The organism is Desulfobaculum senezii (assembly GCF_054657395.1).
The window spans coordinates 1644878-1663708 of record NZ_BAAHYU010000002.1 but is presented as its reverse complement, the minus strand read 5'-3'; the positions used below and the strand labels follow the sequence as shown (position 1 = coordinate 1663708).

The window sequence follows — 18831 nt, the reverse complement described above, 5'->3', positions numbered from 1 at the left end:
ATTAAGGAGACCCCGCATAATGACAAAGAATATACTCGACTGCAAAGGCCTACCCTGTCCGCAACCCGTCCTGACCGCGAAAAAGCATATTGAAGCCGAGGCTCCGGCCGAATTTGCCGTTATTGTTGATAATGAAGCCGCCAAGGAGAACGTGAGCCGGTTCATTGGAACCAAAGGCTATGCGGCTTCCGTTACGGAGACTGAGGGTGGCTGGATGATTACCGGGCGCCTTGAGGCCGCCGCGCAGGATGGCGCAGAATGCGAAGCCTGCCAGATTATGAGCTCCGCCGAGCTTGCCGCCGTGGACCAAAAGGTGACGGTGTTCATCCAGCGCGACGTGCTGGGCGGCGGTGACGATGAGCTTGGCTCCAAGCTGATGCTGAACTTTTTGGCTACTCTGCCGGAGTTTGGCGAGGAACTGTGGCGCGTTGTGCTCGTAAACGGCGGCGTCAAGCTGGCCATAGCCGGCAATCCGTGCTGCGAAAAGATTCAGGAGCTGGAGCGCATGGGCGCAACCGTGCTGGTCTGCGGCACCTGTCTGGACCATTTTGGCCTGCTGAGTCAAAAGGCCGTTGGCGAAACCACCAACATGCTGGACGTGGTGACGAGTCTTCAGCTTGCCACCAAGGTCATTAACGTCTAGTTACGGGGCATGCCCAAGAACACCCCGAAATCTTCCGGGCGTCCCGCCTCTGCGGAGACGCCCGCTTCCGATTCCCCGACATTGCTGCGCATCAACCGCGCCTTAGCCATGGCCGGAGTCTGTTCCCGCCGCGCCGCCGACGAATTGGTGGCCAGCGGAGCCGTGCGCGTCAATGGCCAGCCCGCGGACCAGCCCGGTCTGCGCATCGACCCCGCCACCGATGTGGTGGAGGTCAACGGCACTCCCGTGAGCATTCCCGTCCCCGGACAGGAAGAGCATGTCTACCTCGTCATGAACAAACCCGTGGAGGTCGTCACCACCGCGCGCGACCCGCAGGGCCGCCGAACGGTGCTGGACCTGCTGCCCGCGGCCCAGCGGGGACGCCGGGTCTTTCCCGTTGGCCGGTTGGACTACTACTCGCAGGGGCTTTTGCTCCTCACCACGGACGGCGAGCTGACCAACCGCCTCACGCACCCCCGCTGGCACCTGCCCAAGGTCTACAACGTCCGCGTCCGCGGCGGCGTTACCGAAGACAAGCTGGACGTGATGCGCAAAGGCATGACGCTGGCCGAAGGCGAACGCCTTGCGCCAGTGCCTGTTGAGGCCAGCCGCGACGGCGGCGAGGGAGTTCTGCTGACCATGACGCTCATTCAGGGCGTCAACCGCCAAATTCGGCGCATGTGCCGCGACCTTGGCCTGACCATCCTCCGGCTGGAGCGCATTGCACAGGGTCCGGTCCGCCTTGGCCGTCTGCCCAAGGGCAAGGCCCGCGAACTCACGCACGCCGAACGCACGGCCCTGCTGACTGCTGTGGACATGCCCGCCCCGGCCCCGTCGCAGGGCGGCGCTCCCTCCGGTGCGCCATCTTCCGAAAAGCCCGGCCACGGCGGCAAACAGGGCAAAGCTCCCCAAGGCGGCAAACCACGCCGCGCAACCGGTGACACTCGCCCTCACGGCGAAGCTCCGCGCGGAGGCAAAGGCCGTCCCACAGGCCCCCGCTCCGGCAGGCCAAACACAGAAAACCGGCGCGGCGCAGACCGCCCCGGCGATTCTGGCGGTGGCCGCCCACGCGGCGGACGCCCCACACGCCCGGGCAAAGGCAAACGCTCCGGCGAACGCTAGCCCAGCCGCTCACGCGTCTTTTTTTCCACAGGCCAAACGACAAAAGGCACCCACAACGGGTGCCTTTTCTTTATACGCGAGGAGCGCGGAGCACGGGTCACCCCACCGGATACCGGATGATGATGCGGCGGCGCTGGGGTGAGGATTTTTTGCGGTCTGAGAGGTAGAGGCAATGCAGTGGCCCGCACGGCGTAAAACCGCGTTCGGCAAGCGCGGCGCGCAAGGCGTGCACCGCTTGGGGCAGACTGTCCGGCGGGCCAACGTGCAGCATCTGCATCGACGCGCCCTCTTCCAAATGCTCGAAGCGCACGTCGAGGATGTCCGAGTTTTGTTTGCGCACGACGACCTCGGGCCGCACAGCCTCCACACTGCGCGAGGAGACGAATTCCGGCATACGCAGCAGGAGTTTCCAGTTACAGCGCTCCGGCGGCGTCTCCAGCACATCCGCCCCGCCATCGCCCCACCACAGGGATTCCAGCTTGGGCATGTAGAAGTCGCGGCCTTCCTCGCGCGCCAGATGCTTCACCCCGTAGGCAAGGGCCGTCACTGCGGCGGCCATCCGCTCAAACTCGTGCCCGCCCGGTCTGCCCTGTCCATTGGCGCACAGGTAGGCAGCAGGCGGAAAATCAACCAAATGCGGGCGAGGCTCCGCCGAGTAGTACTGCGGATAGGCCGTGGTCAAATCAAGTTTGCACACGCAGGGGCGCACCGTCCTATGGCTTGCTGTTCTCCACGATTTCCACGTCTTCCGGCGGCGTGAAGGTAAAATGTCCATCCGGAAAGTCTGGATTCAGATGCAGCTTGGTGAGGGTAACGTCGTTCTCATTGCCAAAAAAGTCGACAATAACCACCCGGCGCAGCAAAAAGCTCTCCGGCGTCAGCCACAGATAGGCCTGAACAAGATTGGATTCCGGCGTGTGGGGTATGAGTTCCAGCTTGATGTAGCCATCCTCGCGGCCTTGGGGCGTCACGTAGAATTCCTCGTCCAGCCGGGCCTTTCCGGATAAAAAGCGGAGCATGGTCTTGGAGCCGAGCACCTGCTCCACCGTGTAGCGGTAGGCCGTTCCTTCCTCGGGGAAATAGTCCCACACCGCATCCTGCCCCACCACAAGAAGCTCCTGCTCCGGTGTGGCCGTCTGCCAGCGCACCAGCGAGGGGTTTTTGAAGGCCAGCGCGCCGGTGCGCGTTTGCGTTGAACCGTTTGCAGCGTTGGTCAGGCGTTGCACGATGTCAGCAGAAAAGCCCGTCAGGGCCTCGTATTTCTCCTGCATGCGTGCGGTTATCTCCGCTGCATCGCCAGCGGGCGCGCTTTCCTGTGCACAAACGGCCCCGCCAGATGCCCAGAGCATCAGCGCGACCAGTATCGCCACGATACTGCGTTGGCGCATGTGTCCTCCGAAGTTCGTTGAGTTGTTGCAGTTCATAGTGAAAAGCTGTAAAAATTACAGTGTGTTTCCCGACAGGAATGCACGGGTTTCGTCCAAATGTCCAGATGCCACACCACGTGGCATGGCGCAAGGACGGCGGCCCGCGCCACTTTGATTGGTCTTGTGCATTTGCAACCGGAGGGAATCCATGACACATCCGCCGCTATCCCAGTTGGAGCGTCGCCGGGTGGAGGCCCAAATGATGGCGCGCATGTTTGCCGTGTTGTCACAACGCTTCGGGGACGAAAAGGCCCTCGCCCTCATCGGAGAAGCCGTGGACGCCGAGGCGGAGGCCGCCGGAAAGCGCTTTGCCGCCGCCGCGCCAAACGGCCCCAGCCTAGAACACTTTGCAACCTTCATCGACCTGATGCGCGCCGGAAATGCCCTGGATATCGACAGGCGCGAAATTCAGGGCGACGTCTTTGCGCTGGACATCACCCGCTGCCAGTACGCGCACATGTACATCAAGGAAATGGGGCTCTCGCCGGAGCTGGCATGGACCATCTCGTGCCGTCGCGACCTTGCCTTTGCCAAGGGCTATTCCCCGCATCTGCAATTGGCCCGCGCCACCACCATCAGTACGGGCGGGGGGATGTGTCCCTTCCGCTATGTCTGGACCGAGGACCGCACCTTTAGCGACGAGGCCCCGCCCACGCGCGCGGCTTCGTTCTCGTCCTCGCCTCCGGCAAGCTAGGCGAAAGCGCGGCCCCATGCGGGCGCCCTCCGGCAGGCGACTGGGTGCCCGTCCCAAACAGCCCGGAGCCAATGCGCCGCGCCGTCCACAACTCGGCATGCACAGCGGCTCCCACACCGTGGGAAGCTGCCCTGCTCCTGACGCGCCAAGCGCCCCACCCTCCGAAAAAGCAAACGGCCCGGCTACCATACACATGGTAACCGGGCCGTTTTATGTGTTTTCCAAAGGCAAACCGCTGGGCGGCGCGCCTATTCGCGTCCCACAATAACTTTGCGGGGCTTGCTGCCGTCGGCAGGACCAACCACGCCGTCCTGCTCCATCTGTTCGACAAAGCGGGCCGCGCGGTTAAAGCCGATGCGGAAGCGGCGCTGAATGAGGGAGATGGACGCTTTGCCCTGCTCCATCACGAATTCCACGGCCTCGGCATAGATGGGGTCGTCGGGGATGCCGTCGCCGCCACCGCCGCCGTTGCCACCTGCGCCGCCGTTACCGGCGTCGCCGTCTTTGGACCATTGGCCGAAGTCGAGGTCGAACTCGGGCTTGGCCTTGGCTTCCCAGTACTCAATGATATTGCCGATTTCGTCCTCGTCCACCAGTGCACCGTGCACGCGGTTGTGCTTGCCGCCACCGGGCTTAAAGAGCATATCGCCCTTGCCCAGCAGATGGTTGGCGCCCACGCTGTCCAAAATGGTGCGCGAGTCCTGCGGCGAGGTCACGGTAAAGGCAATACGGCTGGGGAAGTTCGCCTTGATGAGGCCGGTCACAACGTCCACGGAGGGGCGCTGCGTTGCCAGAATCATATGAATACCCGCCGCACGCGCCAGCTGCGCCAGCCGCACGATGGACGTTTCCACTTCTTTGCGCGCCGTCAGCATCAGGTCCGCAAGCTCGTCAATGACAATGACAAGGTACGGGATGGGCTCAAGGTCCTCGCAGCCCTCGGGGCGATCGGTACCCAGCTTTTTCAGCTTGTTGTTGTAGCCCTCGATGTTGCGCACGCCAAGGCGCGCCATGGCGTCGTAGCGCTTGTCCATTTCGTACACGGCCCAGTCGAGGGCGTTTTTGGCCAGCGCCATATCCGTGACCACCGGATGCACCAGATGGGGCAGCTTGGAATACACGGACAGCTCAATGCGCTTGGGGTCCACCAACAGCAGCTTCAGCTGCTCCGGTGCCGCCTTGTACAAAAAGCTGAGAAGCAGGCAGTTCAAGCACACACTCTTACCCTGACCGGTCGCGCCAGCCACCAGCAAGTGCGGCATTTTGGCAAGGTCGGCCACGCAGGGCTTGCCGTAGATGTCCTTGCCAAGGGCAAGGGTCAACAGCGACTTGGAGGACTTGAACGCCTTGGAGTCGATAATTTCCCGCAAAAAGACCGTCTGGCGGTTCTCGTTGGGGATTTCCACGCCCACGGTGTCGCGGCCGGCCAGCGGCGCTTCAATGCGCACCGCGCTAGCGCGCAGGGCAAGGGCCAAATCCTCAGAAAGGTTGGCAATCTTGCTGATTTTCACGCCCGGGGCGGGCTTGTATTCAAACATGGTGACCACCGGCCCGGGATCGGCCCCCTTCACTTCGCCCTGAATGCCGAAGTCCGAAAGGCAGGTCTCAAGGTCGTTGGCCTTGGTTTCCAGCACGTCCTTGGGGATGACCTCCGCGTCCGCCGGGGGCGCTTTAAGGAAGTCCACCTTGGGCGGGCCAGAGGTATCAATGGGTTTCTTGACCGGCTGAGGCTGGGCCTTTTTGGCCGCAGCGGGCTTGGATGCAGGATTGGCCTGCGCTTCCGGCTCGCCCTGCGCCTCCGGCTGGGTGGCGGACAGGGACGGGATGTACTCGTCCTCGCCCTCAGCCTCGGCCTTTTTCTTTTTGCCGAACTTTGGCGTCAGCAACTTGCGGCCCTTGCTCTTCTTCTCTGCCTTTGCGTCGGTCTTTTCGGCTTTTTCCGCTGCGTCGTCCTCACGCTTGCGGCGACGGCGCGCGGCGCGCTCGGTCAGCTTGGCAATGGCGTCCAGCCAGCGCATACGGATGCGCTTGGCAAATCCGGCCCACGTGAGGCCGGCCATAAGCTGCAGCGACACCAAAAAGGTAAACAGCCAGACAAGAAACGCCCCAAGGGGGCGCAGATAGTATTGGGCTTCGTTGTACAGGACGGCGCCGAGCAGGCCACCGCCGGAAATGGCACCGATGCGGATGTGCTCCCGTGCCCAGTCTGATGCGCCAAAGCTATTGAGCGCCACAAAGAAGAGATAAACCCCGACCCAGCGCCACCACACAGGGAACAGCCGATGGACAAAATTGCCCGCGGCCAAGGCGGCTAAGGCGATGGGGAACAGGTAGCTTGCCACGCCAAACAGCATGACCAGCAAATCGGCCTGATATGCGCCAATAAGCCCTGCTGCGTTGTGGACCTTGTGCCCACTGCTCACCGCATGGTTCAGGCTGGGGTCCAGCGGGCTGTAGGTCGCCAGGGATATAAACAGCAGCAGCGCCCAAAAGGCGAGTGCGAGGGCCATAATCTCCTTAAGGAGCTTGGCGCCGTTTTGTGTGCGTTCCTCCATGATATATGCGGGGGGCGGCGCGCCATGGCATCACGGCGCGCCGCTTCATTCCTTTTGCTTAGGATTCGCGGCCGATGTAGGAGCCGGAGCGGGTGTCAACCTTGATGGAATCGCCGATGTTGATGAACAGCGGAACCAGCACGTTCACGCCGGAAGACAGCGTGGCGGGCTTGGTCGCGCCGCTGACGGTGTCGCCCTTGATGCCGGGTTCGGTCTCGATAACTTCCATCACCACGGAGGCGGGCATATCGAGGTCGATGGCGCGGCCCTGGTAGACCATGATTTTCACTTCGGAGCCGTCCACGAGGAAGCCAGCGCTGGGGCCGAGCTGGTCGGCCTGCACTTCCATCTGCTCGTAGGAGGTCATGTCCATGAAGACCAGCGTCGAGGCGCCCTCACGGTAGAGGAACTGCATGCCGCGGGTTTCCAGATCGGGCTTGGCGACCTTTTCGCCGGAGCGGAAGGTCTTATCGATAACGCGGCCATTGAGCAGGTTGCGCAGTCTGGTGCGCATGACGGCGGCACCCTTGCCGGGCTTGTGGTGCTGGTGCTCCAGAATCTCGTAAGGGGTTCCGTCCATTTCGATTTTCAGGCCGTTCTTAAAATCAGTCGTTGAGTACATTCATCCTCCCAATATAGCGGAATATCACAAAAAATTTTAGACATCACCCTGCGAGAGCCGCCGCACGACGGCTGCCACCGCAAGGGCGTAGGACTCGATACCGAAACCGGCGATGATGCCGAGGGCGTGTCTGGCAATGTGGCTCGTGTGGCGCAGCGGTTCCTGCCGCGCCCAAACATTGGAAATATGCACCTCGACAAAGGGGATGCCAATCCACGCCAGACAGTCCGCCAGAGCAAGGCTGGTGTGCGTATACGCTCCGGCATTGAGCACCACACCGTCAATACCCTGCTCCCGCGCCGCCTCCAGCCTGTCGATGAGTTCGCCTTCGCCATTTTTTTGGTCAAAGGTAAGCTCCACCTCGCTGGCCGCTGGGCCAAGAAGCGAGGCGACAAGGTCCGGGACGTCGTCCATGCCGTGGCTGCCGTAGACTTCGGGCTGGCGCACGCCAAGATGCCCGAGGTTCGGGCCGTTGAGCACGAGTATCGAATATTTTGCCATGTTCGGGTATCCTTTGGAAAACGACAATGACGGCCGCATGATGCGTCCGTCCTAAGCGCCTCTGTATTATATGTTTCCCCTGTGGTTGGCAAATCCAAAGAATCCGGGCATACTCGCGCCCCGCGACTGGCCGCAAACCTTAGAACCTAACGAAAGCGCACCACGCGCAGGATAGCCCATATGCACCCGATGCTCGAACTTGAAAAGACAATCTACCTCATGAACCAGCTGGAGGAAATGCCCGCGCCACAGGTCGCCATGGCCGGACGCTCCAACGTTGGAAAATCATCGCTCATCAATAGCCTTGCCGGGCGCAAGAAGCTGGCGAAAATCAGCTCCACCCCCGGCAAAACCCGCAGTCTGAATTTCTATAAAGTCAAGCCCGACGACTTCTACCTCGTGGACCTGCCGGGATACGGCTACGCCAAGTGCTCCAAGACGGAGCGCGAAAAATGGGCCAAGCTCATCGACGCGTACCTCAAGCGCAACGAATGGCTGCGCGCCGTGGCCGTGCTGCTTGACTCGCGCCTGACGCCGCAGAAGATTGACCTTGAACTGGTGGGCTACCTGCAGGAACTGGGCATCGACATCATCCCCATCCTGACCAAGGCCGACAAGGTCAAGCAGAAGGAGCGCTCCCAGCGCCAGAATCAGTGGCAGAACATCCTTGGCGGCGCCAAGCCCATCATCAGCTCCTCCAAAACTGGCATGGGACAGGATCAAATCTGGACCGCCCTTCGCGAGGCCGCGCAGGACGACTAGTCCAGCCCGCCCGCCCCGCCACTCAACACCTTTCCGCAATTCGACATAAAAAAACGCTGCCGGAGCATCACTCCGGCAGCGTTTTTTATTGGCCCTTCCCTGCCGCGCCCTACGCGTTTTGGCGCGTAGGGATGGCGCACCATACAAGGCGCGCCCCGGCAAGGGTACAGAAAACAATATTACCCAGCCAAGCGCCGATGGCAGGCGGCAAAACACCATTCTGCCCCAGCGTCATACCAATCATGAAGACCACATAATACGCAAAGGTCAGCACCAGCGACAACGCAATGTTCAGATAGATATTCTCCGACAGGGTCACCAGCGCCATGGCAAGCAGCCCCATGGCAAGGATGGAGAACGCATACGACCATTTGCTGTGCCACGAGGTAAGCAGCACCTCCACATTGGAGCCGGATTCCTCCAGCTTGGAGATGGTATCGCTCAGTTGCCACAGCGGAAGCTGAGCGGGGTCCATGTCCGGGTCCACCGCCAAAAAGGCCTTGAGGTCCTGCTTGATGGGCACCGTCACTTCCGGACGCTTCTCATAGCGGAAGGTCTGGGGGTTCAGCACGCTTGCGTCCTGCAGCACCCAGTGGCCGGGCTTCGCCTCGGCGGAGGCGGCGTCGTATTGATGGGTGAGGGAGCGGCGGTCTTCGCTCAGCTGATAGATGTGTACGCCGCGCGCCTGACGCAGTGCGGGCACGGCCTCGGCGATTTCAACAATATAATCGCCCTCTTTTAGCCACAGGTTGCGCATGGTGGTTTCCTCCACCACGTTGCCGCGCACATCCTCGGACCAGATGCGGCTGGACATCTGTTGCCCATACACGCCCACAAACTGCGCAAAGACAAGCTGAATCACGCACCACAGCAGGGAGTAGGCAATGTAGAACGACGACAGGCGGCCAAAGGAGATGCCCCCTGCCCGCAGGGCAAGCAGTTCGCGGTGGCGCGCCATCAGACACAGCTGGGCCACCACGGACAACAGGAACACCGCAGGCAAAATCTGCGAAATAATCAGCGGCAGCTTCACCGCAAAATATGTCGCAATGGTGGACAGGCCAAGGCCCGCCTCCAGAAAGTCGTCCAACCTGTCGAACACGTCGGTCAGCAGGTACAGCCCCGCACCAACGGCAAGACATGTAAGGATATAGAACATGTTCTGCCGCAGCAGATAGGTATTGAGCGTCTTATGAAACATGTTCGGCCTTCCGTCCCAGCGTTCTCAGGTGTCGCATCCACTCCACCACGGGGATGGAGCGTTCATTGGCCGCTTGCCGCAGGCCATAGAGTCCAGCAAAGAAGAACAGCACGTCCGGCAGCCACAGCCCCACAACGGGGGACAAGACGCCGGTTTCGCCAAGGGACAGGCCAAGGGACAACAGCGTGTAGTACCCAAGGAAGAAGCCCAGCGCGAGGAGCAGCCCCCAGTGCCTGTGCAGGCCGCTGAACATGGACGCCATGGGAATGGCGAACAGCCCCAGCACCAGACAGGCCAGCGGCAGAACCACCCTCTTCTGGATTTCCACGCGGATTTTACGCGCCCAGTTGTCGTCCACGCCCTCGCTAATGTTTTTGTCATTCAGCTCATGCAGGCGCGTCCACGACATTTCCTTGGGGCGGACGTCTCCGGGCTTGTAGCCGTGGAACATGCGCGAAAGGTCCATGCGCACCTGATAGGTGCCAAAGCCGATAACGCTCAGGCCGTCCTTTTCGTGACGGTAAATCTTGCCATTTTCCAGCTGGAAAACGATCTCGCCCTTGTCCTTGTTGGTCTTGATAACGCCTGTCGGCGCAAGGATGGTTGACGCGCGCTCGCCGCTGGAGGCGTCCTTGACGAACACGGTTTTCAGCTTGCCACTCTTGGTGTCCGCATTCTGGGCATAGAGGGTCAGCCCCGGAAAATCCATATTAAAGACGCCGGGTTGCAGAACAAGCTGCGTCTTGGAGCGGGCCAGCTCCAGCATGGTGGACCGGAAGTTCTCCATACCCCAAGCAAGGCCGGAAAAGGATATCCAGAACGTCGCGGCGGTGCACATCAGCGCAAGAAGCAGCGGCGCGGGCAAAAGCTGATACAGGCTCACGCCGGACGCGCGCAGCGCCGTAATTTCTAGGTCCGTATTCATGCGCAGCAGCGTCAGGAACACGGCCAGCATGCACGCGATGGGTATGAGCAACAGCAAAAAAAACGGGCTGAGGTAGGCGAACATCTTGAGGATGTCCACAAATCCAAGGCTCTGACTGATAAGGATATCCCGCAGCTGAAGCAGTCTACCTATAAGAAGAAGCGACAGAAGCGACCCCGCACACAGCGCAAACAGCGTGGCGAGTTCCTTGAACATCTGTCGTTGCAAAAGTGATGGAAATAGCGGATTACGCAGGGGAGTCGTCCTGTTTCTTGAGGTTCTTTCTGTAGAATTCCACGAGGAGTTCCTCGTCCTTTGGACCAAGGTTGAAACGCATAGAGGCCTCTTGCACAAGGGCGTGGATGTCCTTTGGCTCATCCTCAAGCTGCTCACTCAACCAACAAACCGCACGGCGCAGAAGTTCACTCTCGGGCATAATCGTCGTCATAGTCCCTCCTTCCCGCCGGGTTGCGGGGTTCACTGGCATCTACACCATCACCGGGGTGCTTGCAACTTGTCCCCTCATGGGCTAGGCGCTGGTGACGGCGCATAACCGCCGCACATAACATATACTCTCAAGGAGACGAATGTGGAATCCATCGTCCAAGCCGCCATCCTTGGCGTTGTGGAGGGGCTGACAGAGTTCCTGCCCGTCTCGTCCACAGGGCACCTTATCATCACTGGGCACCTGCTCGGATTCACGGGGCAAAAGGCCAATACGTTCGAAGTGGTCATCCAGCTTGGCGCCATCCTCGCGGTGGTCGTGCTGTACTGGGAGCGCTTTTGGGGGCTTGTCCGCCCAACCGAGGAGCGCCGGTTTTCCGGAATATACGGCCTGTGGCTGCTGTTTTTGACCTCACTGCCCGCAGGGCTGGCCGGACTGGCCGCCCATGACTTCATAAAAACCCACCTCTTTGGCCCCTACACCGTCGCCCTTGCCCTAGGCGTTGGCGCGCTGGCCATTTTGTGGGTGGAGCGCAAACAGCGCCCCGCGCATACCAACACCCTCGACGAGGTGACGCCACTCTTGGCCCTCGGCATCGGCGCGTTTCAGTGCCTTGCCCTGTGGCCAGGCTTTTCGCGCTCCGCCGCCACCATCATGGGCGGCATGATTCTGGGGGCGCGGCGTACCGTTGCTGCAGAATACTCCTTCATCGCCGCTGTGCCCATCATGTTCGCGGCCACCGGCTACGACCTGCTCAAAAGCTACGACCTGTTCACCGCGGCGGATATTCCGTTCATGGCCGTTGGTTTCGTCGTCAGCTTCATTTCCGCGTGGCTGGCGATCAAGGTCTTCATCAGCCTGCTTGGCAAGGTGACACTGCGGCCTTTTGCATGGTACCGTCTCGCCATCGCGCCAATCGTTCTTGTCTGCTGGCAGATGGGGATTTTTTGAAAAAATCGTAATTTTCCCTTGCATTCAATTTTGAAACTCCCTATAAGCCAATTCCCGACGCGGTGAGGCAAAACTCACAGCGCGGCACCCATAAAGTGGCGAGGTAGCTCAGGTGGTCAGAGCATGCGGCTCATATCCGCAGTGTCGGAGGTTCAAGTCCTCTCCTCGCTACCACTGATTGCATAGCCCCTTCTGCGAAAGCGGAAGGGGCTTTTTCTGTATTTGGGAGCCTCGTCTCCTCCCCTCTCCAGCGCAACGCGCCCATCCACGCCCCTTCACGAGCGTGGCAAAGGCGCGAGAACACGCCCCTGCCCCCATCCACTCAAGGCCCAACCCAAGCACCAAACCGGACAGACATACGCCTGCCCGGTTTGGGTTGCCTTGGAAGCCAAGGCGGTTAGGGGGTGGAGTTGGTGGCGTTTGCAGGTGGCCAGATGATGCTGACGAATTCCGGGCAGTCGATGAAGGGGTTGCGGTTGCCCTGCGTGAAGTGGACCCGTGAGTTCCGTGTCCGTTCCCAATCGCTGACGGGGTCCTGCGTGTGCCACGTGAGAAGCTCGGCAAGGTTGCCCAGGTCGGTGCCATTGGTGCTGGTGGCATTCGAGGTCACAAGAGTCAGGTTCCCGGTGTTGCCGAATGCTCCATCGTACATCACATCCATGTAAAAGAGCGCCCGCGCCACGTCGCCCTTCACCTCGTCGGGCGGCTCAAATGTCGTTGCCGTCATCTTGTACGTTGTGCCGTTGAACACAAAGCTGGTGCCGCCCGGCGCGAAATCACGGTTCCCACGGTCGGCGTTGATTTTGCTGTTGGCGGGATACAAGTGGTGCAGGTCCACCGCGGCTTTGACATGTTTTTCAATCCACTTCTTGTCTTTCTTGTCATTACGCATTTTGCTGGTAGGCCAGAGGTGTTCTCTGTTCCAGCAGTACTGACTGGTGTAGGTATCGCTGCACTTGTCGCCTGTGGGAAGGATGTTGCGGCTATAGAGAAGGCGCACCGTGGCATTGGGACATCCGTCCGTCCAGAACAGCGAATTCCACGTTGAACCATAGCTCCCAAATGTCGTGTTTTGATGGATGAAGGTGTTGAGCGCGGTGCGTAGCTTTGTGCCATTGCCCTCGGTGTAGGCAAGGACGACAGCCGGCGGGTACAGATTCCGGGTTGCGACATCGAAGCATTGCGCCTGAATCGACGCATAGAAGGCCGCCGAAAGCGCACACAGGGCAAGCAGACTCCCGATGAGTTTTCGCATGATCCCTCCAAGCCGGCGCAGACGCCGGGTGGCGCGCCTCCGGCATTATGACGTGTTGGAATGCGCGGCCCGGTACAGGCCGGGCCGCGCGGCGGCTGCTAGCACTTCGCGGGGGTGATGGTCCACGCGTTGTCCGCGCCAAGGGTTGCCGTCATGTTGTAGACGTTGGGCGGGAACTCAACCACGGCCTTGTTGGTGATGGTTTCAACGTCCAGCACCTGCCCTTCCACGTAATCGCCGAAGGCCACCCAGTAGGTGGGATGCGGGATGAAGACTTCCGTCAGGTTGGGCTGCGCCTCCACGGCGAAGGACGCCTTACCGCCCATGGCGATGCCAACGGAGGCCTCGCGCAGCGGGATGGTGTCGTCCTGATGGATGTAGAGGTTGCCAGCCTGCGCGCCCTTGCGCTGGTCCAGGAAGGTGTACGCGCCGTCATAACGCGTGAAGTCCACGTGATTGGAGGTCACGAGGTCGGCGGGCCACAGCTGCTGGGCGTCAAAGACCACGCCGGGAATCAGCTCGCCCACTTCGCTCCACGTGAAGTTGTAGTCGATGCTCCACGTGAATTTCAGGCGGTAGTTCTTGGGATGGCAGCGCTTGGTCAGCCACGCCAAGGACAGAATGTTGGAGTTGCTCATATCCGGCGGCGTCTGGAAAACGCAGAAGTCGCCACTGTTGGTGGAATTGTTCACGAACTGGATGGAATACTGCATGGTGTTGTCTCCTTGTCGGGTTGGTGTCATTTGCCTTCGGTTACTTTTTGCTCCACGTGCCGCATAGGGGTATCACTTCATACGCACTCTCCTTGTTGCGTCTCCTCCACTCGTTTTTTCTGCAGAAAATAGTGTTTTCGATATTGCCCGGGTGTGACGTGGAAGTGCTCCTTGAACTTGCGGCAAAAGTCCTCTTCCTTGGCAATGCCGAAATGATTTCCCACCTGCTCCACGCGGATTTCCCTGTTGCACTCCAAAAGACGGCGCGCCCTGCGCATCTTTTCCCACTCAATGGACAGCCGCGCGAGGTGTCTTTTCTTTTCGCCGCACCGCTTATTGTACAGGCGGCAAAGATGCGTCGGCGTGATGCCGATATCATCCGCAAGGCTCTGCACTGTCATTTGAGAAAGCTCGTCGTCCCGTGCATTCATGATGCGAAACGCCGCTTCTTCCAGCCGGGTCCATCTTCGATTCTGATGTGAATTCTTTTTCTGCATATCTGTATTGCGCCTCTGGATTGATGTGCCGTACTGACTGCATTAAATATCCGTCGTGCAATTTCTGGAACCCCGAGATATAGACAAGCCTATACCCGCGCCGCGCCGCAGCGGCAATCAGGGCAACACACTGACGCATAGGGAAATTCACCACGGTGGATATGCAGAAAGACCGCACAGCGGCGCGCAAGGTGCGCGTGCAAATCCGTGCATCAAAAGCAAGGACGGGGAGATGCGTCCATGTTCCTTCTGTGGGCGAACACGCCCCCACACGGCGAAAAATGGGCTTTTTTTAGCTGGACGCGCCCAGAGGCGCAGGGCCAAGGCGGGGAATTAGAGACGGCCAAGAATGCAAAAATCCGCCCCCGGCAGTGCCGGAGGCGGATCGTTACGGCCAATGGATGGCTATGGAAAGAATTCGGACAAGGAGAGAACTACCAGCGCAGCAAGCGCCGCAAAAACCCTATTCCCGAGGCAGCGAGCAGCAGGACCAAAGCGGCGCACAGGGTGATGGACAGGAAATTCGTCTCCCCCGCCGTGCCCGCAAACTCCAAAAACAGGCGGCCAACGCCAATGAGCAGTATGCTCCCCGCGCCCACACCGCCCGTAAAGACGACAACGGCAAGGAAAACATTGCGCGAGCCATACACAAGAACAAGGATAAACAGCATCAAAATGCCTGTCAGGATGGTCATGGCGCTCTCTCCTTGTGCTTGAGGGAGGATTCCGCCGCCGGGAGGCGCAGCGCGCTGGCCGGGGCGTTCTCCACACATAGCAGATTCCGCGCTCCTGCGCCACGGGGACGGCGTGAGCTTGGCCCCTGCACTCGCCCTCACTCCGCGCCCTTGGGCAAAAGAAAAGCCCCCGGAGGCCGGGGGCTTGGAGGCGCGTCGTCAGCAGCGCGTGGCGCGTATTAGCCCTCGATGTAGGGCGTGATGGCTTCCACGAGCTGGTCGGGACAGGATGTGGACTTGCGGCCACAGCGGATGCCGCGCAGGCGCTCCGCCACTTCGGTCAGGGGCATGCCTTCCACAAGGCGGCCAATGCCGATGAGGTTGCCGGGACAGCCGCCCGTGAATTCCACGTTATGGAGCTTGCCGTCTTCAACCTCGAACCGGATCATCTTGGAGCAGACGCCCTTGGGGACAAAGACCTTGGCGGTATCGGCTTCCTGCGCGGACTGGGCCGCACCGGACGGAGTAAGTTCTTCAAGATTCATGAGGCACTATCTCTTTGCGTTACAGGTTCAACTTTGGCGGCCGATGTGGCTTTTGGCCTGCCAGCAAACGAGAACTATAGGCATCCACTGCGCCGTGTCAACACGGCCCGGCGTCCTCTGCCGCTTCCGCACGGGCATGGCGTCTTGGCGCTTGTGCGCGTACCATGGGGGCGCAACGCGGGCTGAGGACCGCAGGAGCAGAAATCCGAGGGCAAGGCTGGGAATACAGGCTTCATGCCGCCTATGGTTGACATGGCCGCACGTTGGAGTATGAGCTTGCCCTTTGCGTATGGAAAAAACCGGAGTGCTACTTTGAAGCTCAAGAAGAAGTCAGAGATCGCGCTGATGCGCGAGGCGGGTCAGCTGCTGTGGCAGGCCCACATGATTGGCGCAGACATGGCGGAGGCCGGAGTCACCACCGAGGCCATCGACGCCGAGGTTGAAAAGTTCATCATCGGGCACAATGCTGTTCCCCTGTTCAAGGGTGTTCCCGGCGAAGTCCCCTTCCCGGCCACGTGCTGCATGTCCGTGAACGAGGAAGTTGTGCACGGCATTCCCTCGTCCCGCCAGCTGGCGGATGGCGACATCATCAGCGTGGACATCGGCCTCAAGATTAACGGCTGGTGCGCGGATTGCGCCTGCACGCACGCCGTTGGCACCATTGACGACGAAAAGCGCGCGCTCATGGACGCCACCGAAGAGTGCCTGCGCATCGCCATCAAAGACATCCGTCCCGGCGTCAAATGGAGCAAAATCGCCAAGAAGATGGCCAAGCACGCCCGTAATTGCGGCTTCTCCGTCGTGGAATCCCTTGTGGGGCACGGCATTGGCGAAAGCATGTGGGAGCCGCCGCAGGTGCCCAACTACTTCTCGCGCAATTGCACGGACTTCCGCATCAAGCAGGGCATGGTCATCGCCGTTGAGCCGATGATCAATGCTGGCGTCAAGGAAGTGGAGACCCTCTCGGACCATTGGACCATCGTGACCAAGGACCGCCGTCCCTCCGCCCACTTTGAGCACACCATCGCCGTCACCGCCGCCGGCGCTCAGGTCATGACCTGCGGCCCGAACGGCGAAGGATGGGCACTGGACTAACTTTTTTGGACTTTTTCCCAAAAAGTGCTTGCAATATCCTGAGAAGTGCGTAGACGTCTTCTCCGCGGGTGACGGAACACGTCACACCAACAAAATGGCGAGGTAGCTCAGGTGGTTAGAGCATGCGGCTCATATCCGCAGTGTCGGAGGTTCAAGTCCTCTCCTCGCTACCATGATTATCAAACCCCTTCCGCTTCGGCGGGAGGGGTTTTTTGTTGTGCCCCGCTCCCCCCGCCCTGCCACACACAAGGAACGCCCCCGCAAAGCCATGCTCTGCGGGGGCGTTCCTTCCTTGAGCCCCTCTTCGGGCGGCGCGCCCACCCGTCCTGATGTGCCCCTTGGCGGCGCGCAATCCCCGCCTACAGCCCGTATAGCTGGATTTTGCGGTACAGGGTCGCCAGGCCGATGCCAAGGCGCTTGGCGGCGAGGCGTTTGCCGCTGGTGGACGTGCCGAAGCGCTCCAGCGCCTTGGCTATGGCCTCGCGCTCCACTTCTTCCAACGGGCGGATATCATCGGCAACCTCAATGCGCGGGGCGTCGGTTTTGATGGCGTGCAGGAAAGCTGGCAGGCAGTCCGGCGTCACCTCGCCGCTGGCGGGCATCATATTCACAATAAATTCAATGGCGTTCTCAAACTCGCGGATATTCCCCGGCCACGGATAGCTGCGCAACATCTCCATGCACTGCGGCGAGATGTGCTCAAGGCGCTTGTTGAAGCGCTCCCCGTACTTGCGGAAAAAGTGCTCCGTCAGCATGTCCACGTCCTCCAGCCTGTCGCGCAGGGGCGGAATCTCAAAGGGGATGACGTTCAGGCGGTAGAACAAGTCGCTGCGGAACGTGTTGTTGGCGATCTGCTCCTGCAGATTGTCGTTAGTAGCGGCGATAACGCGGATGTCGATGTTGATGAGCTTGTTGGAGCCAAGACGGATGACGGTGCGCTCCTGCAAAACGCGCAGCAGCTTCACCTGCAGATACAGCGGCATGGAGCCGATTTCGTCAAGGAACAGCACGCCGCCGTTGGCCAGCTCAAACTTGCCCACACGCCCGGACGAGCGCGCCCCGGTAAATGCGCCGCTGGTGTAGCCGAACAGCTCGCTTTCCAATAGCGTATCCGGAATGGCGCCGCAGTTGATGGCGATAAACGGCTGGTCGCGGCGGTCGCTTTCCTTGTGGATGGCGCGGGCGAACAGCTCCTTGCCCGTGCCGCTCTCGCCCGTGATGAGCACCGTTGAAGACGACGTGGCAATGCTCTGCACGCGCTGTTTCAACTTGGTAATGACCGGAGACTCGCCAAGGATGGCCCCAAGCCCCTCACCGTGCGGCTGCGAGCTGATACGCGACATTCGCCGCATATAGTCGCGCTGGCTTTCAAAGATTACCAGCTTGGCAAACCGCGCATCGTCGCCCACCAGCTCCACGGTCCGCGCCATAACCGTCAGCTCCACGCCGTTACAGCGCAGGTCGTATTCCTCGGCGTCCTCCACGGTGTTGCCGGTGGGCGTCATGTCCACCGCGCGGGGCAGAACGTCCTGCCGCAGTTTCATCATGCGCCGTGCGTGGGAGTTCACGTATGTAATCTCCCCGTCCCTGCCGAACACGAACACCCCATCGGAATACGCATCCACCACGCCCTGCAGCATTCCCACCGTCTGCGACATGGCTTGCAGGCGCTTGGTATCCGCAATGGACCCCGCAACCATATTGGACATCAGCTCGATAAAGGTCAGGAACGAATCCCGCGTTTCCAGAATCCGCGCCCTGTCCTGCTCATTGAAGCAGATAATGCCAATGATGCCCTCCACCTTGCCATCCACCATGATGGGCGCGCACAGGGTGAGCTTTTCCTCGCAGGTATCGCGCTTTTTGCAGCCGTTGCAGATGGGGTGAAAGCGCGGCTTCTCCACATACACAGGATGCCCGGAGCGCCGCGCCGTGCGGTAGACCTGCCCGGCATCGATGATGCTGGTGCCCACTCCCTGGGCGTAGCGCCCCGTCCCCGCCACACGGGTAAAGGAGGAGTTGACCACCTCCACATCAAGCCCGATGACAATGGATATAACTTCCGCAATGCGGCGGATGGACGGCTCAATGGTCTCAATCATGCTCTGGCTCCGGTTCTCAAAATGAAAATAGCTTTCACGACATTTTTTGCTGGATGGAGGCTTCCGCCTCGGGGTAGTGGATGAAAAGCCCTGTCAACCAAG

The 18831-nt window shown here is 60.4% G+C and carries 20 protein-coding genes and 2 tRNA genes; 8 read left to right on the top strand and 14 right to left on the bottom strand.

Annotated features, from left to right (window positions below; all coding sequences use genetic code 11):
- Positions 1–19 precede the first annotated feature (19 nt).
- Together yedF and ACYQ2T_RS08235 are read left to right on the top strand one after the other, a co-directional pair.
- Entirely contained in the window at positions 20–643 is a 624-nt protein-coding gene (gene yedF, locus ACYQ2T_RS08240) for a sulfurtransferase-like selenium metabolism protein YedF (protein WP_459899903.1), read from the top strand.
- Between the two features lie 9 nt (positions 644–652).
- Positions 653–1765 (top strand): pseudouridine synthase, encoded by a 1113-nt coding sequence (locus tag ACYQ2T_RS08235; protein ID WP_459899902.1) that lies wholly within the window; start codon positions 653–655, stop codon positions 1763–1765.
- A gap of 97 nt (positions 1766–1862) precedes the next feature.
- On the opposite strand, the gene ACYQ2T_RS08230 is transcribed toward ACYQ2T_RS08235, so the two are convergent.
- Together ACYQ2T_RS08230 and lolA are read right to left on the bottom strand one after the other, a co-directional pair.
- Positions 1863–2462, bottom strand: coding sequence for a hypothetical protein (locus tag ACYQ2T_RS08230; protein WP_459899901.1), 600 nt, complete (start codon positions 2460–2462; stop codon positions 1863–1865).
- Between the two features lie 16 nt (positions 2463–2478).
- Positions 2479–3153, bottom strand: coding sequence for an outer membrane lipoprotein periplasmic chaperone LolA (lolA, locus tag ACYQ2T_RS08225; protein WP_459899900.1), 675 nt, complete (start codon positions 3151–3153; stop codon positions 2479–2481).
- 187 nt (positions 3154–3340) lie between these two features.
- Between lolA and ACYQ2T_RS08220 the strand changes: the two genes are divergently transcribed.
- Positions 3341–3886 carry an L-2-amino-thiazoline-4-carboxylic acid hydrolase gene (locus tag ACYQ2T_RS08220; protein ID WP_459899899.1) on the top strand — a complete coding sequence of 182 codons (546 nt, stop codon included), beginning with the start codon at positions 3341–3343 and terminating at the stop codon, positions 3884–3886.
- A 248-nt stretch (positions 3887–4134) separates the two neighbouring features.
- Here the strand turns inward: ACYQ2T_RS08220 and ACYQ2T_RS08215 are convergent, their stop codons facing one another.
- Genes ACYQ2T_RS08215 through ACYQ2T_RS08205 form a run of 3 tightly spaced genes read right to left on the bottom strand, consistent with a single transcriptional unit; the run spans position 4135 to position 7564 of the window.
- A complete protein-coding gene (locus ACYQ2T_RS08215; RefSeq protein WP_459899898.1) occupies positions 4135–6441 on the bottom strand; it encodes a DNA translocase FtsK in 2307 nt (768 codons plus the stop codon).
- A 58-nt stretch (positions 6442–6499) separates the two neighbouring features.
- On the bottom strand, positions 6500–7063 hold the full coding sequence (gene efp / locus ACYQ2T_RS08210; RefSeq protein WP_404844948.1) for an elongation factor P: 564 nt from the start codon (positions 7061–7063) through the stop codon (positions 6500–6502).
- A 36-nt stretch (positions 7064–7099) separates the two neighbouring features.
- Entirely contained in the window at positions 7100–7564 is a 465-nt protein-coding gene (locus ACYQ2T_RS08205) for a type II 3-dehydroquinate dehydratase (RefSeq protein ID WP_459899897.1), read from the bottom strand.
- 180 nt (positions 7565–7744) lie between these two features.
- Here ACYQ2T_RS08205 and yihA point away from each other — a divergent pair, with 180 nt between their 5' ends.
- The gene (gene yihA, locus ACYQ2T_RS08200) at positions 7745–8326 is read left to right on the top strand and encodes a ribosome biogenesis GTP-binding protein YihA/YsxC (RefSeq protein WP_459899896.1); all 582 of its coding nucleotides are present in this window, start codon (positions 7745–7747) and stop codon (positions 8324–8326) included.
- 109 nt (positions 8327–8435) lie between these two features.
- Here the strand turns inward: yihA and lptG are convergent, their stop codons facing one another.
- From lptG to ACYQ2T_RS08185, 3 genes are read right to left on the bottom strand one after another with little or no spacing between them, the layout of a single operon-like run.
- Positions 8436–9527: an LPS export ABC transporter permease LptG gene (gene lptG, locus ACYQ2T_RS08195; protein WP_459899895.1), complete on the bottom strand. Its 1092-nt coding sequence runs from the start codon at positions 9525–9527 to the stop codon at positions 8436–8438.
- The gene (gene lptF / locus ACYQ2T_RS08190; protein WP_459899894.1) at positions 9517–10680 is read right to left on the bottom strand and encodes an LPS export ABC transporter permease LptF; all 1164 of its coding nucleotides are present in this window, start codon (positions 10678–10680) and stop codon (positions 9517–9519) included. Before lptF ends, lptG begins: the two co-directional genes overlap by 11 nt.
- A 19-nt stretch (positions 10681–10699) precedes the next feature.
- Entirely contained in the window at positions 10700–10900 is a 201-nt protein-coding gene (locus ACYQ2T_RS08185) for a hypothetical protein (RefSeq protein WP_459899893.1), read from the bottom strand.
- Between the two features lie 141 nt (positions 10901–11041).
- Between ACYQ2T_RS08185 and ACYQ2T_RS08180 the strand changes: the two genes are divergently transcribed.
- Both ACYQ2T_RS08180 and ACYQ2T_RS08175 read left to right on the top strand, forming a co-directional pair.
- Positions 11042–11848 (top strand): undecaprenyl-diphosphate phosphatase, encoded by an 807-nt coding sequence (locus tag ACYQ2T_RS08180; RefSeq protein WP_404844942.1) that lies wholly within the window; start codon positions 11042–11044, stop codon positions 11846–11848.
- 97 nt (positions 11849–11945) lie between these two features.
- Positions 11946–12022, top strand: a tRNA-Met gene (locus ACYQ2T_RS08175).
- Positions 12023–12245: 223 nt separating this feature from the next.
- Here ACYQ2T_RS08175 and ACYQ2T_RS08170 read toward each other — a convergent pair.
- The 5 genes from ACYQ2T_RS08170 to ACYQ2T_RS08150 all read right to left on the bottom strand — a co-directional run bounded on the left by ACYQ2T_RS08170 (position 12246) and on the right by ACYQ2T_RS08150 (position 15532).
- Positions 12246–13103, bottom strand: a complete 858-nt coding sequence (locus ACYQ2T_RS08170; protein ID WP_459899892.1) for an endonuclease I family protein — start codon at positions 13101–13103, stop codon at positions 12246–12248.
- A gap of 98 nt (positions 13104–13201) precedes the next feature.
- Entirely contained in the window at positions 13202–13816 is a 615-nt protein-coding gene (locus ACYQ2T_RS08165; RefSeq protein WP_459899891.1) for a protein RhiA, read from the bottom strand.
- Between the two features lie 77 nt (positions 13817–13893).
- The gene (locus tag ACYQ2T_RS08160) at positions 13894–14247 is read right to left on the bottom strand and encodes a helix-turn-helix domain-containing protein (protein WP_459899889.1); all 354 of its coding nucleotides are present in this window, start codon (positions 14245–14247) and stop codon (positions 13894–13896) included.
- Positions 14248–14747: 500 nt separating this feature from the next.
- A complete protein-coding gene (locus ACYQ2T_RS08155) occupies positions 14748–15008 on the bottom strand; it encodes a hypothetical protein (protein WP_459899887.1) in 261 nt (86 codons plus the stop codon).
- Between the two features lie 218 nt (positions 15009–15226).
- Positions 15227–15532 carry a TIGR03905 family TSCPD domain-containing protein gene (locus ACYQ2T_RS08150; RefSeq protein WP_404844937.1) on the bottom strand — a complete coding sequence of 102 codons (306 nt, stop codon included), beginning with the start codon at positions 15530–15532 and terminating at the stop codon, positions 15227–15229.
- 312 nt (positions 15533–15844) lie between these two features.
- Between ACYQ2T_RS08150 and map the strand changes: the two genes are divergently transcribed.
- Positions 15845–16627: a type I methionyl aminopeptidase gene (gene map / locus ACYQ2T_RS08145; protein WP_459899885.1), complete on the top strand. Its 783-nt coding sequence runs from the start codon at positions 15845–15847 to the stop codon at positions 16625–16627.
- Positions 16628–16723: 96 nt separating this feature from the next.
- A tRNA-Met gene (locus tag ACYQ2T_RS08140) sits at positions 16724–16800 on the top strand.
- Positions 16801–16986: 186 nt separating this feature from the next.
- On the opposite strand, the gene ACYQ2T_RS08135 is transcribed toward ACYQ2T_RS08140, so the two are convergent.
- Entirely contained in the window at positions 16987–18729 is a 1743-nt protein-coding gene (locus ACYQ2T_RS08135) for a sigma-54 interaction domain-containing protein (protein WP_459899883.1), read from the bottom strand.
- Between the last annotated feature and the right edge of the window lie 102 nt (positions 18730–18831).